We start from the raw sequence: 17309 nt of genomic DNA on the forward strand, positions 1-17309 counted from the left end.
GAGCTTGTCGGATCGCCGCACCGTCCCGCTGGGGTGCGCAGCGCCCCCAAAAAGAGGGACTGCTGCGCAGTCCAGCGGGAGCAAGCTCCCTCGCCACAGGTTTGCAAGATGCCGCTAAGGCAATGCATAGACCCTGAACAGCCTTTTCACGGTAAGGTTGCTCCCGCCCAGATACTGGTCGTAGGCCTTTTCTATGTAGCCCGAGTAATAGGCTTCACTCAGGGCCGTATCGACCAGCAGGCGGAAGTCTTCGTCGTTGCGATCGACCATCATCGCCACCGGCGAGTACTCGAAGATGCGGTCCAGGATCATCAGGTTCTGCGCCGCACCGCCCTTGGCGACTTCATTTCGCAGCAGCATGCGTTCGGAGAAGAAGGCATCGGCCTTGCCCTCGGCGACCAGCTTGACGCCCTCGTCGTTGTTGGCCACGGTCACCAGCGAGGCGATCACGTTGAGCAGGCGCATGCGTTCGCGAATCCAGTCTTCGGTCACCCCGCCCTCGAGGGTCGCGTAGGTCTGGTTGGCCAGGCCGTTGTTGATGCTGGCACGCCAGGTCGGGCCGGCATTGGCGACCTTGCCATTGAGCACATTGAGCAAGGGTTCAGGCGCATCCTTGCGTACCACGACCGAGAGGCCGGCGGTGTAGATCGGGATGGAGTAGCTGATCATCTTGCGCCGTTCCAGGGTAGGCGCTGTCGGCGTGCAGAGGATATCCACCTTGCCCTGGCTGACGGCACTGACCTGGTCCGCAACCGTGATCGGCTGGTAGTGCACTTGCAGGTCGGACAGGCCCAGCTCGCTCTTGAGCTTGTCGGCGACTTTCAGGCACAGGTCGATGGCATAACCGCTGGCCTTGTCGCCTTCCTGTTTGCTGAAGGGCGCCAGGTCTGGCAAGTAGCCCAGGGTAAAGGTGTGGCTGCTGCGCACGCGTTCAAGGGTGTTGGCACCGGCTACCAATGGCAGCGTCAAGAGTGCGAAGGCAAGCAGCAGTCTGGTGGTTGTGGCAAATGGTACGTTCATGTCCGGTTTCCCCGTATGCAGATGTCTGTGCAGTCCTGATGGCTACGCCTGAGGATTTGCGGCCCTGGCCTGATTGGTCACTGGCACTTCGGTGAAGCGCTTGGCGAGGAATCCGTAGAGCAGGTAGCCGACAGCGAGCACCAGGGTGCCACCCATCACTGCGTCCTTGCCGCAGGCATACAGGGCGTACAGGGAGTACGTGACGGCAATCAGCAAGACCACCACGTTACGCGTGCGAATCGCTGACGAGACCCCGGCCTTGTGCATGATCACCAGCAGGCCGGTCAGCGCAGTGATATAGGGGATCAGGTTGGTGACCGCCGCCAGGCTGACCAGCTTGCTGAACTGCGCGGCGGCGTCGGGGGAGATGGTCGACAAGGCCATCAGGGTTTGCAGCACGCCGCAGACGATCATGCCGACGACGGGCGCATTCATCGAGTTGACCTTGCTGAACAGCTTGAGGAACAAGTCCTGGTCAGCCGTCATCTTGGCCGTTTGCGCCAGGGTGAATTGCCAGCCCAGCAGCGAGCCGACGCAGGCCATGACGGCCAGGGCCATGACGATGTTGCCCACCATCGGGCTGAATATCGTGGCGTAGACCAACGCAAAGGGCGCCGAGGACTTGGCCAGCTCGGCGTTGGGAATGATGCCCTGGATGACGGTGGTCGACAGCACATAGACCACGGCGGCACCGAGGGTACCGAACAGGCAGGCCAGCGGCACATTGCGCTTGGGGTTTTCCACGGCATCGGTGGCCTGGGCCGCCGACTCCATGCCCAGGAAGGCCCACAGGGTCAGGGGGATGGCTTTGCTGATGGCCTCGGAAATTGGCAGGCTGTTGGGGTTCCAGGCGGCGGCCAGCACATCGGGCTTGAACCAGAACCAGCCAATGATGCTCAGGCCAGCGACTGGAATGATCACGCCCCACACCGTGAACGCGCCGATCTTGCCGGTGATGCCCGGGCCGCCGAAGTTGGCGAAGGTGGTCAGCCAGATCAGCCCGATGGTGCCGACACACAGCGGAATGGCCCCCGTGCCCAGCCAGGGCACGAAGGCGGTCATGTAGCCCACCGCCGAAATGGCCACGGCCACGTTGGCGATGGCCAGGGAGAGAAAGTACAGGTACGAGCAGAGGAAAAAGCCCGACTTCGCATGGGCCTCTTCTGTGTAGGCGGACAAGCCGCCGGATCGCGAACAGAAGACCCCGCACTGGGCAAAACAGTAAGCGATGGCCATCGAGCCTATCGCGGTGAAGATCCATGACAGCAGCGAGACGGCACCCAGTTGAGCCATGTTGGTGGGCAACATGATGATGCCCGAGCCCATCATGTTGACCGTTACCAGCGTCGTGAGCCCCATCAGGCTCATTTTCTTGCTTGAATCAGCCATCGCAAACTCCTTGCCTTGTTCAGAGTCTTGAACCTGGGCCTGGCGACGTGCAGCACACGGCCGGACAGGGGCTAATGCTTAATCAGACCTTGAGCCTGTAAACGCACCGCATTGCTGGCAGGGATTTTCAAAGCGTTCATCACCAGAATTTCTCGGTCTGTCCGACGTTGAAGTTACTGGGACGAATATCTGTGGAGGCATCATGTCCCTGGGCCAGGAGCGATTGCCTTATTGGGTATAGTTCAATTTTACAATCTGTTACTTCTTGCCGAGTTTATTCCTGGACCGCCTGGGCATGCTCATGACGATCAGGCGCCCTCCTTTTCCAGGAATGCAGCCCCCCACAGGTTGCCTCCAACCAGTGGGATGCTGCTCATCCAGTCGTCAGGTGCGCCCGGCGGAACCTGTAACGGGCAGGTTCCCGAGCAATTTGAGCCCGGTGTTCTTCACGAAAGTGTCGTAGTCCATCGGCTTCTGGACACGGGTTTCAGCGTTGGGCAGTACGTAGGCCCAGGCCCGTTGGGACGAGGCGTCGTACACCAGCTTGAACAGGCGCGTCGGCACCCAGACCTGGTTGTCGCCGACGGTCGAGTGGCCTGGATCGAAGAGCGGACCGGTAAAGACGAACACGTTGCCATCGGCTCGCGTGGCAAACTTCCTGACATCCGACTCGACCTTGCTCCAGATCTTGCGGTTGTTGGTCGGGTCTTGCGGCACCATGTTCGACAGCGCAAAGGATTGGGCCATTGCCTTGGGGTTCGGTGCATCGGCTGCCGGAGATTGATGACCACGGTCCACGGCCGGATGCTGGCTGCGGTAGTCGCTCAACTCTGCACGCCCACCCTTGGGAATGCGTGGGTCCGGGTAGAACTGGTTGGTGCGCTCTTCCCCTTTGGCATCCCGCAACTGGGCCGCATTCAGGCGTTCGACCACCACCAGCGGGGTCTTGCTGGTTTGCGAGTACAGCACCGCGAAATTGTCGGAACACAAGGCCAGGGGTTTCATGGATGCAGGCACAGTGGCGGTGTTGATCGGTTTCGCTGCCGGGAACAGATCGGCACAGCCATCGAACGAGGCCTGTTTCTGTTTGCTTGAGTAGAGGTCCAGGGCCGCGCTCTGGCTGATCGAGCCTGAGCGGGACGCTTGTTCGTGTTGCGCGGCGGGTGGCTTGAGGAGGTCCAGCAGACTGCGGGCTTGCGCCCCGGGCGAGAGCAAAACAAGGGCCGACAGCCCAACTGCAATTTTGCGTAGGTACATGGGTTGATTCTTCGAAAGGAATTAAGGGGTAAACGTACGGCGAGTCCCGATTCACGGAACCGGGTAGAGGGGGTTGCTGATTATGTGGCGGCGAGCATGCTTTCACTGTCCTTGATCAATTACCGATGCGGGGCCGGTCGGTTCGACCGCTGAGGGTCGTGCGGGGGTTATGGACCATGACCAGACCGGTTAGTGCAATGCCGCACTCGCCGGCCCTGTTATTGTGACGCTGGGGTGGATGACTTATCCAGCCCCCCTCGCTACCCTTTCGCACCCGGGTGCCTGACCGCGATTCAGGCCAGACCACTTTCCATCCAGACGAACGAATAATGAAATCCTCCGCAGGTTTGCTGTTGTCGGGTATCGAGCTGGACCGTGCCAGTTCCATCCCCTTGTACCGCCAACTCTACTTGCAGATTCGCAAACAGATTCTCAGTGGCAGGCTTCAGGGCGGCGTGCGCCTGCCGTCCACGCGGACCCTGAGCAAGGAGCTTGAGCTGTCGCGAATCAGCATTCTCAATGCGTTCGATCAGCTGATTGCCGAAGGTTTCCTGACGTCGCGGACCGGGGCCGGGACTTACGTCGGCCATGAATGGGAAGGCCGCGGCATTGATGACGAGCAGCCGCGCCAGCCGCCTCGCCTGTCCGACCTGAGCCAGTCGATGCTGTCGTTGCGCAGCGATCATTTCCGTGGCGTGTCCTATGCTGGCTGGGCTACGGACAGCCCGACGTCATTCCTGCCCAGTCACAGTGCCTACGATGCGTTCCCGCAATCGGTCTGGAAGCGCCTGTTGAACCGCCACCTGCACAAGCCGACCAAGGCCATGCTCGGCTATGGCGAACTGCAGGGGTTGCTGGCCCTGCGCGAGGCGATTGCCGAGTACGTCTTCGATGCCCGCGGCATTGATTGCAGTGCCGAGCAGGTGGTCATCGTGTCTGGCGCCCAGCAAGCCTTCAACCTGCTGGGCATGCTGTTGCTCAATCCGCAGGACAGTTTCTGGATGGAAGATCCGGGGCATATCGCGGCGCGCATTGCGCTCCAGGCCCAGGGTGGCCAGGTCGTGCCGTTGCGTATCGACGAACAGGGAATCGATGTCCGCCAAGGCCTGGCGTTGTGTCCTGACGCCCGCCTGGTGTTTACCACGCCTTCTCGCCAGCATCCCCTGGGCGTCACCATGAGTTATGGGCGACGCCAGGAACTCATCGACTGGGCCGCGCAGAATCAAAGCTGGATCATCGAGGACGATTGCGACAGTGAGTTTCGCTACAACGGCCGTCCCTTGCCGGCACTCTATGCCATGGACCAGTGGGCCCGGGTCATCTACGCCGGGACCTTCAGCAAGGTGCTCTTCCCCTCGCTGCGACTGGGGTACGTGATACTGCCCGACGCCCTGGTCGATCCCTTCTGCACCCTGCGTGCGGTGATGGACCGCAGCCCGCCCACCCTGCTCCAGGCCGTCACGGCGGACTTCATGCGCGAAGGCCACTTCCTCGGCCATATCCGGCGCATGCGCGCCCTGTACCAGGCTCGCCAGCAGGCACTGGTCGAACAGCTGCAGAAACAACTGGGGACTTTCTTCAGGGTCACCCCGGTGGAAGCCGGCATGCACATGATCGCCTGGTTACCCGCGCATCTCGATGACGATGCCCTGGCCAGGGCGCTCGACCAGCATGGCATTCACACCTATCCCCTGAGCGACTACTGCGTCCAACATATCCTGCCGCCAGCGCTGCTGATCGGCTTTGCCAGCACCCCCGAAGACCAGGCCCAGGCGCGGGTCGAAGCGCTGGCCCAGGCCCTGGACACAATGGGCTACCTGCAGCCGGCCACCTGACGCCGGGCAAGTGGTCTTATGATTTAACTGATAATGGATCTATCGAGAGTTCCTGACTGGCGCGATAAAGGCTGCGCCGGTAGACCCGGTGTCTGAACCAGGAACGACTCGAATGAACAATAAGATCCAGGAACGATTCAACGCCTTGCTCAGCCATAAGGCTGTCGAGGCCGAGGCCCCCCCGCTACTGACCGAGGCACTGGCCCGCCAGTTGCTCGACCGACTTGGGCAACTGCGCCTGTTTGCCCATGCCTACCCCTTGCTGACCAACCTGACCCACGGCCGTGTCACCCCTGGCGACCTGCTGGACTTCGCCTATCGCCACGAACTCCAGGGCCTGAGCCTGCACCTGCTCGACGGTGAGGAAAACAGCCTGAGTCAAATGACGGCCGCGCAGCTCCAGGCGTTCGCGACCAAGGCCAATGCCCTCGGGCTGGACGTGCATCTGGAAATCAGCAGCACCCTGAAAAAAGATGTCGATCAAGTGATCGCCATCGCCAAGGCGCTGGGCACCCGCAACATCCGTGTCTACTCACGCTACGAAGGGGCGCTGTCCCGGGTCATGGACGTGATCGAGTCGGACCTGCACTACCTCGCGCAACAGGCAGACGAGCACGACCTGTTCTTCGACTTCGAGCAGCACGAGGAACTCAAGAGCGGCGAGATCGCGCAACTGCTGAGCCGCCGGAACCACCCGCGCCTGCACGCCCTGTTCGACTTCGGCAACATGATCAATGCCTGCGAACAGCCCCTTGCGGCCCTGCGCGCCCTGGCCCCGCACATACGCCAGACCCACCTCAAGGGTGTGCGCATCGTGCCTGAGCAAAACGGCTTCGGGCATTACGGTGTGCTGCAAGGCAGTGACGAAGACGACCTGCCCAACGCACGCATGCTGTTCGAACTGTTGATGCTCGGCGAATCGACCCCGCAAGTGATCGCCTTCATTCTCGAGCAGGAAAACCACTACGTGGCCCCGGCGTTCCGCCAGTTCGACGAAGCCGCCGACCCGTTCATTGCGTACCGGGAAATGAGTGAAACAGCCCTGCCGCAAGGCTACTCGCTGGAGCGAATGCTGGCCGATGAACACCGCTGGGCAAACAACCAGGTCGCCTATGTACGCGGTCTGCTGGCCGAGTTCCGAACCCTGGCCGAGTTGACCCTGGCCCATTGCGCTGACGCCTGAACCTGAGGTGCCGAGCGGCACTGCCTACCCCCAATACGCCTGGAGAACAATAATGACATCCCATGACAAGGCCAAATGGCTCAGATTCCTGATTCTCATCCTCGGTGGCGGCACCGTCTACAAGCTGGCGAACCTCAAGGACGCCTTCTACATCCCCATGCAAGAATTCATGGGGCTGTCCCACACTGAAATCGGCGTGCTGCTGAGTGCCAACGCCATCATCGCCACCGCGCTGTTCGTGGTCGGCGGCATGCTCGCCGACCGGTACGACACACGCAAGCTGATCCCCCTCGGCCTGATCGGTACCGGAAGCCTGGGTCTTTACCTGGCGACCTTTCCGCCCTTCAGCAACCTGCTGGTTGTGTTCTGCCTGCTGGCCGTGTGTGCCGACTGCCTCTTCTGGCCATCGCTGCTCAAGGCGATCCGCAACCTGGGTGACGATAAGGAACAGGGACGCCTGTTCGGCCTGCTCGAAGGCGGGCGTGGCGTCATTGATACCCTGGTCGCGTTTTCTGCGCTGGGCGTCTTCGTCGCCATGGGCTCCGGTGAAAACGGTTTGAAGTCGGCGATCCTGTTCTACTCGGTCATCGACATTCTTGCTGGCACCCTGACCTGGCTGTTGCTCAAGAGCGGCAAGACCCAGTCGACCGTCAAGCCGAAGAACGGACTGTCGAACCTGTTCGAGGCCATCAAGGTGCCGGGCATCTGGCTGGTCAGCCTCAACGTGTTCATGGTCTACATCGTGTACTGCGGCCTGACCTATTTCATTCCCTACCTCAAGGACATGTACGAACTGCCCGTGGCCCTGGTGGGTGCTTACGGGATCATCAACCAGTACTTCCTCAAGATCCTCGGCGGCCCCGCTGGCGGCTTCATTGCCGACAAGCAGTTCAAGAGTTCCAGCCGTTATCTGAAGTGGGCATTCCTGGCGTTGTTGCCGCTGATGGGCGTCATCATGCTCATCCCGAAAAGCCCGGGTTTCATCTACGCAGGCATGGCGGCCACCCTGTCCTTCGCGCTGATCGTGTTTTCCATGCGCGGTGTGTTCTGGGCACCGATGGGTGAAGTCGGGATTCCCCAGCACATCACGGGCTCGGCCTTTGGCATTGGTTGCCTGATCGGCTATGCGCCGGGCATGTTCGCCTACGTCATCTATGGCGCGATACTCGACCACTTCCCGGGTCAACAAGGCTACAACTACGTCTTCTCGTTGATGAGCCTGCTGGCCATTGTCGGGTTCATGGTATCGAGCCTGCTGTATCAGGCGGTGCGCAAGAACGCCACGGTCACTGGCGAGGTCAGCGCCGCGCAAGCCTGAACATAGGCCGGGTTTACCCAGTTCATACGCGTTATCGTTAACGACCATCGCTGGCAAGCCAGCTCCAGAGAAGACCGCCCCCCCTGTAGGAGCTGTCGAGTGCAACGAGGCTGCGATCTTTTAAAAAGCAGGATCAAAAGATCGCAGCCTGCCAGCTCCCACAAGCAACGCAACGCCGTGCGGCGGTAACCGCCGCACCGGCGCCAGCATCAGATATGCCGGGTTATCCACCCGTGAAGCTGTCGGATCGTCATGCAGTGATCTACTGTCAGTCATGGGCTTGGCGTCAATCTCCAGATGGGCGTTGAACTGCCGGGTTTGCAACCGACCTGTCTCGATGATCAGGGAACCGGACCTATGGCAAAAAATGCAAAAGCGGAATCCGAAAACCAGACGTTCGCCGCGCAGCAAGCCGAGGCGCAGGACGAACCAGCGCCTGTTGGCGATGTGAATCGCAATGGCCTCTGGCGTACATGGATCAGGGGCCGGGCGCGCAAGCTGAGTCACTCGACCCAGTTTGTCATTGCCGCTGCTGTGATCCTGGGGCTGACCATGTTTTTCGTCGGCAATCTGGTGAGCGTGCGCATTGAAAGTGCCGCGGTACATAGCGCAGCAGAAGCAGGCGCTCAGTACATGGATACGTTCCTGGAGCCCTTTGTGCAGGAGTTGAGCCAGGACAACACCCTATCGGCTGCAAGTGTCCAGGCCCTGGACCGCCTCACGGAAAGTCGTTCGCTGAAACAGCACATTGTCTCGATCAAGATCTGGCGAGCGGATGGCACGGTGGTCTACAGCACGAACAAAGACATCACCAACGTTCAATTCCCGCTGGATGAGATCACCGAGGCACTCAAGGGCAAAGTGGTTACCGATCTTCAGGAACTGACCCAGGATGAGAACGTGTTCGAGCGCCAGCTCAACGTCCCGCTCTATGAAATCTACGCGCCCCTGCGGGATTCGCGCTCCGGGAAAATCATCGCGGTGGGCGAATTCTATGAAAAGGCCGACAGCCTCAGGCGCGAGATCAATCGGGTCCGGGAAGAGGTATGGGGGGTCGTCGGCGCCGCGACACTGGCCATGCTGACCCTGCTTTTCTTCATCGTGCGACGCGGCGACAAGATTATCCAGCAACAGCAGGTGGCACTGCACTTGCGGCTGGTCGAACAAACCCGTTTGCACATCAGCAATGCTGAACTCCAGCACAAGATGGCAACGGCTACCCAGGAGTTTTCCCGAGTCAACGAACTCACCTTGAGGCGCATTGGCGCAGACCTGCACGACGGGCCGGCGCAACTATTGACCTTGATTCTGATCCGGCTCGACGACCTGGCCGAAAACTGCACGGAGGTCGATCAGGAATCGCTGGAAACCATCCGTGCCGCCGCCACCGACGCATTGCGTGAGGTCCGCGATTTATCACGCGGCCTGGCACTTCCGGAAATCAACGACGTGAGCCTGGTGGAAGAGTTGCAACTGGTGGCGCAACGGCACGAGCAACGCACTGGCACCAAGGTCACATTGACCCTGGGGCAGCTACCGAAGGCCGCGCCATTGCCGCTCAAACTCTGTTTGTACCGGTTTGTGCAAGAAGCTCTCAACAACGCTTATCGGCACGCCAACGGCGAGGGTCAGGTCATCCTGGCGAAGTACATCGATGGGGTATTGAACATCAGCGTCAGGGACAGTGGTCCAGGCATGGCGGCGGACGCGATGCAGCTCGAGAAATCCGGCAGGACCCGATTGGGTCTCGCCGGTTTGCGTTATCGCGTCGAATCGTTGGGCGGGTTGTTCAGCATCGACTCCTGCGAAGCGGGTACGTCGGTCAATGCGCAGTTCAAAGTCTAGTCAGGCGCCGCTTCGGCATCCATTGGCGTTTTCGCCGCGCCGATGTGAAGGTGCCCGATCGCTTCACGCTCCCGGTAGTGGCGCAGAGCCGTGACCGCTTCGACTCGATTTCGCGCGTTCAGCTTCTGCATCACGCAGCCCATGTGGTGCTTGACGGTTTTTTCGCTGATCAACAGCTTTTGCGCCACTTCCCTGTTGGTCAGCCCCTTGGACACTTCACGAATGACCTCCTCCTCGCGGTGGGTCAGATCGAACTTGCGGGTTTCCGCTTCGTGCTTGTTGATGTTGCTCAGCAGTTTGTTGGCAAACTCGGGGGTGATATACGACTCACCCTTGGCAACCGTCCTGATCGCCAGGACCAGTTCCGGCCCGCTGACACCTTTCAACACATACCCGCGCGCGCCGGCCTCCAGTGCCAGGAAGGCATCATCCTCGGACTCCGAAACCGTCAGCATCAGCACCCTCACATCCGACAACTGTGTGGAAATGAACCGCACCGCGGCGAACACGTCGCCCGGCATATTGACGTCCATCAACATCACGTCCGGACGCTCCTTCTGCGCAATATCCATGGCTTCCTGCGCATTGGAACCTTGCTCCACGACCTGAAGATCCGCCCGTTTTCTCAACGTATTGGCAACGCCCTCACGCAACATCGGGTGATCGTCGGCAATGCCGATGCGAATGAATGGACTCATGAGACGCTCCCGCAAGAATAAGCATTCGGATACACATTGATTAATAGCAGGGAACCCGTGAAGCCGCCGGTCATCAATCGTATGTACCGGGCTCCAGTCGTCCGGATATCCGACTTAGGTCGGATGCAATCAGTCCCTGAACAAGCAGAAACCCTTACAAAACACTTTATATTTCTATTCTAACTAATTGTTTTAAATGTGTTTTTGAAGATAAAAAAACAAAAAACCTCATAAAACCCGGATCCGTCTTCAATCCGACCAGCAGTCGCCCTGCAACACTTTGGTACAGGCGACCAGAGCACCCGGCATAACCAGGCCCGACGTCAAACGCGACAAATTTCCAACGTGGCGCGTAACCCGCCAGTGATGCGGTTCTCCAGTTTGATCTGTCCACCCAGGCGAACCGCAATGGCCTTGACGATGGTCAGCCCCAATCCTGCCCCCTGATCATTTGCGCGACTATAGAAACGCTCGAAAAGCCGATCGCGATCCTGCTCATCGATACCCGGCCCCTCATCTTCGACAGACAGTTCGTAGCCCTTGCTCTTTTCGACCAGTTTTACCGTGATCACTCCGTGCCGGGGGGAGAAGTTCGCCGCGTTGGTGACCAGGTTGTTCAAGGCAATGTCGATGGCCGCAGGGTCGACCCTCACAAGGCCGATGTTGTCGCTGACATCGAAAACCAGTTCAAGGTCCTTGCTCAACAACCAGGGCGTCAACTGAACCAGACTGTCGCGAACCGTGGCTGCCAGATCGACGGGCACAGGCGGTTGCGCGCCTGCTTTAGGCTCGATACGGGCCATCGTGAGCAATTGATTGACCAGCCGGCTGGTACGGTCCACTCCGGCAATCAAGTGCTCGAGCGACGCACGACGCTCCCCTTCGCTCCCCGCTTCCATCAGGTTCTGCGCATGCACCCTGAGCACGGCCAGGGGGGTGCGCATTTCGTGGGCGGCATCGGCGATAAAACGTCGCTCACGTCCCATGACTTCCTGAATCTGCGCAAGCATTCGGTTAAGGGCCGCCTGCATCGGCTCAAGCTCCGTAGGCAGCGGTGTCAATTGCAGGGGTTCGAGTGAACCGGGATGCCTCGCCCGCAGTGTTGCAGCCATGTTGACCAGAGGTTTCAATCCCCAACCGATGGCCAGCCAGAGCATGGCGGCCAGTATCAAGCTCCCCAGAATATTGGGCCACAAGGTGTGGCGTACGATGCGGTCCACCAGGTCCATTCGCACATCGTCCCGTTCGCCCACCCAGATACGCAGGTTGTTCTGCTTGTCTTCAAGCAGGAAGGCGCGCCAATGCCGGTTGTTCAGGTCGACTACATCGCTGAAGCCTGGTGTGACCGCGGGTTGGCTGAAGGAGGGAGAACTGGCGGTGTGCACCAGCACTTCATTCCTGGCATTCCAGACCTGAAACGCAATCTTCGTTTCATAGGGATGCCCATCGTCCCTGGGCGTCGCCTCGTTCAGGGCCTGGTTGAAAGCCTTGTACAGGTCTGCGTGATCCTTGCTCACCATGGGCATACGCATGACGCCTTGCAGCAGGCGAGCATTCTGGGCCAGTTGGGCATCATAGACTTCGGCAATTTCATGGTTGCTGTCGTGCAGGTTCAGCACACTGATCACCGCCAGACCTGCGAGCATCAAGCCGATGATCAGGGTCAGGGTACGACGCCGGATCGAGGTCATCGACGCTCCTCCACCAGATAACCGATACCGCGGACGGTGCGAATCAGGTCGGTGGAGAGCTTCTTGCGCAGGTGATGGATGTGCACTTCCAGCGTGTTGCTTTCGGCCTCCTCGCTCCAGCCGTACAGCAACTGCATCAGATGATCGCGAGTCATTACCCGGCCCGGTGGCGAGAGCAGTTCGTGGAGCAACTGGTATTCCTTGGGGGTCAGGGCCACCGGTTCGCCTTTGTAGCTGACTTGCTGGGTGCCGGGGTTCAGGCTGATACCCGCGTGCTCGATCAGCGATTGCCCACGCCCGGCGCTGCGCCGAAGCAACGCACGCAGGCGCGCCTTCAATTCTGCCAGGTCGAAAGGCTTGATCAGATAGTCATCGGCGCCGGCATCCAGGCCGGCGATGCGGTCTTCGGTGGCATCGCGCGCCGTCAGGATCAACACCGGCAGGTTGGAGCCGCTGTCACGCAAGCGCCTGAGCACTTCGAGACCGTCCATGCGTGGCAGGCCAAGGTCGAGCACCGCCAGATCAAAGATTTCACTGAGCAGCGAGTGCAAGGCACTGTTGCCGTCCTGCAACCAGTCGACGGTGTAACCTTCACGGCGCAGGGCCTGATGAATGCCCTCGCCGAGTGCCACGTCATCCTCTACGAGTAATAAACGCACAGGGTCTCCTGTCAGCCGAGTTTCTTGTTCACGTCCACCAACAGCGTTTCGATCTCCTTGCGGCGCCCGGCATCAGCGCTCTCGCGGCCGGGTCGGGGCGCAGCCTGCAAGGCTTTTTGCAACGCTGCCCTGGCTTCGACATACCGCTTCTGACGGTAGAGGTGATCGCCCCAGAAGTACAGGCTGTCGATGCCGTTGGGGTTTATTTGCAATGCCAGCTTGAGCAACTGCTCGGCCTTGTCCGAATCACCGAAACCGATGGGCCAGCCCGGTACGCGGTCATACAGGGCCCCCAGACTGGTATAGGCCGAGCCTTGCAGGGCCTTGGGGTCCAGGGCCAGGGCTTTTTCCAGATCGGCCTTGGCATCCTTGACCTTGCTCAGCGCACCCAGCCCGCCCTGGGCGCCCGCCCAGCTACTGGTGACGATGCCAGACCAGATCCACGCCTCCGCCACCGTTTGGCGTTCCTGCTTGAAGCTCGAAGCCTGGGCGGCCAGCTTTTCAAAAGCCGCAGTGCGTTGTCCCTCCGGCAACTCGTACTGAATGTGCGCCCAGCTTTGCTGGATACCGTTGAGACGCTGCTGGTCGGCAGCATCCAGCGCCCAGGCACTCTGGCTCAATGCGCCGAGCAGCAGGCAAGCGATGATCTTTTTCATGGTTCGAGATTCTCCTGGTCGGGTTTCTGGCTCAGGCGACGAATCAGTGGCAATTGCTTGCGCAAACCACGGTCCACCAGATGGGGCAGGAAGCTGTTCAGGCGTACAAAAAAACGCTCGGGCCAGCCCAGGTACAAGTCGCGACGGTCACCGGCAATGGCGTGAGTCACCGCCGCCGCCACGGTTTGCGGATCGTCGACATTGGCCTTGAGCGCATCATTGAGCGCTTGGGCTGCCGGACTGTTCATGCTGGTACGGGTCGCTCGCGGGGCGACGTACAGCACACTGACCCGGGTGTCCGCCAGCTCTCGGCGCAGGGCTTCGGAGAACCCGCGCAGGGCAAACTTGGTAGCGCAGTAACTGGCGTAGCCGGGGTAGCCAATGGAGCCATAGGTCGAACCGACGTTCACGACCATGGCACTGTCGGCTTGCTTGAGCAGTGGCAGCATCAGTTTTGTCAGGCACATCGGCGCACTGATGTTCACCGCGAGCATCGAATTGATCTCACTGTCGTCGAGCTGTTCGAGCATGGCGAAATGATTGACCCCGGCGGCATTGATCAGCAGGTTGATGCCGCCGATGCCCTGGGCCCGCGCCAGCACCTCGCGGCGGTCGCAGAGCAATGTCAGGTCTGCACGGATCCAACACAGATTATCGGGATATCGCTCAAGCAGCGGCACCAGGGGTTCCCGATGACGAGCCACGGCCAGCACCTGGGCACCACTGGCGCACAGTGCAGTGGCGATGGCCAGGCCGATGCCGCCACTGGCACCGGTCAACACGACGCGGGCTTCAGACAGGCGCATGCAGGTTCTCCCCGTTACGCGGCAAGCCACGAAACATATCGGCGTAGAGCCGGTACACCACTTTGGAGGCATGAATGACGGCGGCCTGGTCGTGCGGGTCATCCAGAGTGTCCATCAATCGACGGTAGGTCTGCATGTGTTCGATATCCAGCGAACCGTGGGAACTGAGGTAGCTGAACGCGCTTTCGGGCAAGTCCAGGCGCTGGCGAATACTGCCGGCGGCGTGGGTCGCCAAGGCTATGCTCGTGCCTTCAAGCACGTTGACCATGCCGAACAGTCCCACCGGGTTGTCCCGGGCAATCAGGTCGTAGAGGAAGCTGACCATCAATTCGATCGGCAATGACGGGCGCCCGTCCCGTACAGCGTCCCTGTCACCGCCGCAGGCTTGAATGTCATTGAGTACCCATTGTTCGTGGCCGTATTCGTCCTCGATGTATTCACAGACCGCCTTGCGCAGCCATTCCAGGCGCGAAGGCAGGCGCGCACCGCAGGCCATCATCAACGGCACGGTATGGCGCACGTGGTAATAGGCCTGTGCCAGAAAGGCCCGGTAACTTTCCAGGCTGACGTCGCCCTGCAGCGCATCACGGATGATCGGCAGGTTGAACAGCTCATTGCGTTCTTGCTCAGTGGCTTGCTGCAACGTGTCAAAAAAGCTCATTGTGCGGATTCCTCGGAAAATGCAAATTCGGTCAATTGCCGCCGGTAGCGCTCGATGATGGCTTCACGGCGGGGCCGGCCATTGGCGGTAAGCAAACCGTTGGTGGCAGTGAAGGGTTGGTCGAGCCGACTCCAGTGGCGGACCTGGGCGTACTCGGGCAAGGCCTCGTTGGCCTGGGACACGGCGGCGGCCAGTTGTTCGTCGGTACAATCCGGGCGATGCGGCCACAGCAGCGCATGGTTGTGGGGCATCGCCTCGCCATAGACGAAGGCCTGGGCGACAGGCCCGCGCTGGGTCAATTCGGCCTCCACCCACTCGGGGTTCACGTTGCGCCCGAAACTGGTCACGAACTGATGCTTCTTGCGTCCCTTGAGGTAGAGAAAACCTTCGGCGTCGAACTCGCCGAGATCGCCGCTGGGCCACCACTGGTCGGTGTGCGGCGCCTCTCCCAGATAGCCCAGCAAGGTTGACCCCTTGATCAGCACTTCTCCGTCCTCCGCCAGGCGAATCTCCACATGGGGCAATGGCCGTCCGACACTGCCGGGTCGCCGAGCTTGCGGGCGATTGAGGCACACCACCGATGCGCACTCGGACAGCCCGTAACCTTCATAGACGGGTATGCGCACGCGTTCAGCGCGATGCAGTAGATCTTCACTGACCCGGGCACCGCCCACGGCGGCAAAACGCAAGTGCCGTGGATCGAAAGCCTTCTGCTCGGCAGCACCGACCAGCATCAGCAACAACTGCGGCACCAGGACCAGGCTCTGGGGGGACCGGCTGGCCAGGCACCCCAACAGTTTCGGCACTTCCACACCGCTGGCGCCTGCAATCCCCAGGGTTTTCTGGCTGGGCAGGCTCAAGGTGGCCCCGGCATACAGCGCGGCGTAACAACCGATGTTCTCCAGCAAAATGGCCAGCGGCAGCAGCGCCAGGTGGTGTTGCGGGTCGGTGGGTTCGCTGGCCAGGTCCAGCTCGCGAGCGACCCGCAGAATGCTGTCGGCACTCAAGCACACGCCCTTGGGTGTGCCTGTGGTGCCCGAGGTGAAGGTCAACTTCGCGGTGCCGTCAGGCATCCGGTTCGGGCCACTGAACGTGCGGTGCCAGAACTCGCCGCACTTCTGATATCCAGCAGCTTGCAGCTCTTCCTGCAATGACGGTTCGGCAATGACGTGCTCGGCCTGGCTTTGCTCCAGGCAATGCTTGCGTTGCGCCGGACTGAAAAAAGGCGGCAAGGCCACGCAGGTCAAACCCTCGAACAGTGCGGCCAGGTCCCACAGCAGGGCTTCGCTACCATTGTCCAGGGCCAGGGCGAGCACCCTGACCCGTTCATCGCGCAGGCGCTGCTGACGATAAATGACCTCGGTATAGAGCGTGGCGTAGTCGAGCTTGCGATGGTCGTCCCACAAGGCAAGGGCGTTGGCTTTTTGCTCAGCATGATTACCCAGGGTCTGTTTGAAATGCTCCATTTCAGGCGACATGGCAGGCCCCTTCAATGGAGGTCGGCAAGCCCAGGCGACTGAACAGGCCGATGTTGCGCAAATGAATGAACCCGGAGCGGATATTGCCGAAATGAACCCAGGGTTTGCTTTCGTAGTAGCTGCCCCAGGCGTGGCGGTCGTCGCCCAGGCGCGCCGGATCGGCAGCACATAGGGTCACGGGCTTCAAGCCAAGGCGATGAAAGCTATTGACCAGCCCCAGGTTTCCGGTGAAGGCGACCCATTCCAGTCCCCCCATGGCCAGCAGGTAGGTCATGGCGATGATGCTCATCCGCGCGCTGCCGGTGTCGCTGGCAGCCAGGTTGCCGACCTCGACGATGGCTGAGCGGCTTACGGTGTGGTCGGCCGCGACACTGATCAGTGGATCGATCGCCTCGTCCAGATAACCTTCAAGAAACAGCGGTCCACTGCTCGCCAGACGCACGCCAACCACAGCGCAAAGCGTGCCGGACGCATCGCTCATGCCAAACAGCTCCGGCATGAAGTGGCGAACATCGGCGCCATGGGCCCTGCGAAACCGTTGCTGGATAAAGGCTTCGAAGACACACCTTTGCGGGGCGTCCGGCAAGGCCCTGACAAGATGCATCTGCTGTACTTCGGACAAGCCAAAGCGCAAGGGCAACTGAACGTTCCAGTTGAAATCGGCCATTGAAAAACATCTCCCCGGAGCAATTGGGGAGCAGTATCAAAGACAATTCTTAACGAAGTCTGAAGGTGACAAAACGGTTCTCTTCAGGGGCTGTTACGCGAGCAAAGCAAAAAAGCGCCAATGACCGCACCCGCCACAGTGCCGAA

Annotated in this window: 15 protein-coding genes; 4 read left to right on the forward strand and 11 right to left on the reverse strand. The window is 60.3% G+C overall.

What is annotated here, in order from left to right; translation table 11 throughout:
- Positions 1–114: 114 nt before the first annotated feature.
- The 3 genes from ACEN83_RS15740 to ACEN83_RS15750 form a co-directional block, all read right to left on the reverse strand.
- Positions 115–1020, reverse strand: coding sequence for an amino acid ABC transporter substrate-binding protein (locus ACEN83_RS15740; protein WP_495577646.1), 906 nt, complete (start codon positions 1018–1020; stop codon positions 115–117).
- A gap of 42 nt (positions 1021–1062) precedes the next feature.
- Complete coding sequence (potE, locus tag ACEN83_RS15745) at positions 1063–2409, reverse strand: putrescine-ornithine antiporter (RefSeq protein ID WP_495577647.1); 1347 nt, start codon at positions 2407–2409, stop codon at positions 1063–1065.
- A 384-nt stretch (positions 2410–2793) separates the two neighbouring features.
- Positions 2794–3666 (reverse strand): DNA/RNA non-specific endonuclease, encoded by an 873-nt coding sequence (locus tag ACEN83_RS15750; protein ID WP_116579431.1) that lies wholly within the window; start codon positions 3664–3666, stop codon positions 2794–2796.
- Between the two features lie 329 nt (positions 3667–3995).
- On the opposite strand from ACEN83_RS15750, the gene pdxR reads away from it, so the two are divergent.
- The 4 genes from pdxR to ACEN83_RS15770 all read left to right on the forward strand — a co-directional run bounded on the left by pdxR (position 3996) and on the right by ACEN83_RS15770 (position 9847).
- The gene (pdxR, locus tag ACEN83_RS15755; RefSeq protein ID WP_495577648.1) at positions 3996–5501 is read left to right on the forward strand and encodes a MocR-like pyridoxine biosynthesis transcription factor PdxR; all 1506 of its coding nucleotides are present in this window, start codon (positions 3996–3998) and stop codon (positions 5499–5501) included.
- Positions 5502–5613: 112 nt separating this feature from the next.
- Positions 5614–6684, forward strand: a complete 1071-nt coding sequence (locus ACEN83_RS15760) for a sugar phosphate isomerase/epimerase family protein (protein ID WP_495577649.1) — start codon at positions 5614–5616, stop codon at positions 6682–6684.
- 52 nt (positions 6685–6736) lie between these two features.
- The gene (locus tag ACEN83_RS15765) at positions 6737–8002 is read left to right on the forward strand and encodes an MFS transporter (RefSeq protein WP_495577650.1); all 1266 of its coding nucleotides are present in this window, start codon (positions 6737–6739) and stop codon (positions 8000–8002) included.
- A gap of 357 nt (positions 8003–8359) precedes the next feature.
- A complete protein-coding gene (locus ACEN83_RS15770; RefSeq protein ID WP_495577651.1) occupies positions 8360–9847 on the forward strand; it encodes a sensor histidine kinase in 1488 nt (495 codons plus the stop codon).
- Here the strand turns inward: ACEN83_RS15770 and ACEN83_RS15775 are convergent.
- The 8 genes from ACEN83_RS15775 to ACEN83_RS15810 form a co-directional block, all read right to left on the reverse strand.
- On the reverse strand, positions 9844–10545 hold the full coding sequence (locus tag ACEN83_RS15775; RefSeq protein ID WP_495577652.1) for a response regulator: 702 nt from the start codon (positions 10543–10545) through the stop codon (positions 9844–9846). The genes ACEN83_RS15770 and ACEN83_RS15775 overlap by 4 nt on opposite strands.
- A 323-nt stretch (positions 10546–10868) precedes the next feature.
- Positions 10869–12236: a sensor histidine kinase gene (locus tag ACEN83_RS15780; RefSeq protein ID WP_495577653.1), complete on the reverse strand. Its 1368-nt coding sequence runs from the start codon at positions 12234–12236 to the stop codon at positions 10869–10871.
- Positions 12233–12895, reverse strand: a complete 663-nt coding sequence (locus tag ACEN83_RS15785; RefSeq protein ID WP_104448176.1) for a response regulator — start codon at positions 12893–12895, stop codon at positions 12233–12235. The genes ACEN83_RS15780 and ACEN83_RS15785 overlap by 4 nt, the downstream gene beginning before the upstream one ends.
- An 11-nt stretch (positions 12896–12906) precedes the next feature.
- A complete protein-coding gene (locus ACEN83_RS15790) occupies positions 12907–13551 on the reverse strand; it encodes a tetratricopeptide repeat protein (protein ID WP_495577654.1) in 645 nt (214 codons plus the stop codon).
- Positions 13548–14357, reverse strand: a complete 810-nt coding sequence (locus tag ACEN83_RS15795; RefSeq protein WP_495577655.1) for an SDR family oxidoreductase — start codon at positions 14355–14357, stop codon at positions 13548–13550. The genes ACEN83_RS15790 and ACEN83_RS15795 overlap by 4 nt, the downstream gene beginning before the upstream one ends.
- Positions 14344–15018: an iron-containing redox enzyme family protein gene (locus ACEN83_RS15800; protein ID WP_007979163.1), complete on the reverse strand. Its 675-nt coding sequence runs from the start codon at positions 15016–15018 to the stop codon at positions 14344–14346. The genes ACEN83_RS15795 and ACEN83_RS15800 overlap by 14 nt, the downstream gene beginning before the upstream one ends.
- Positions 15015–16496 (reverse strand): AMP-binding protein, encoded by a 1482-nt coding sequence (locus ACEN83_RS15805; RefSeq protein ID WP_495577656.1) that lies wholly within the window; start codon positions 16494–16496, stop codon positions 15015–15017. The genes ACEN83_RS15800 and ACEN83_RS15805 overlap by 4 nt, the downstream gene beginning before the upstream one ends.
- The gene (locus ACEN83_RS15810; protein ID WP_495577657.1) at positions 16486–17163 is read right to left on the reverse strand and encodes a thermostable hemolysin; all 678 of its coding nucleotides are present in this window, start codon (positions 17161–17163) and stop codon (positions 16486–16488) included. The genes ACEN83_RS15805 and ACEN83_RS15810 overlap by 11 nt, the downstream gene beginning before the upstream one ends.
- Between the last annotated feature and the right edge of the window lie 146 nt (positions 17164–17309).

It is taken from the genome of Pseudomonas sp. Pseusp49, from assembly GCF_059491875.1.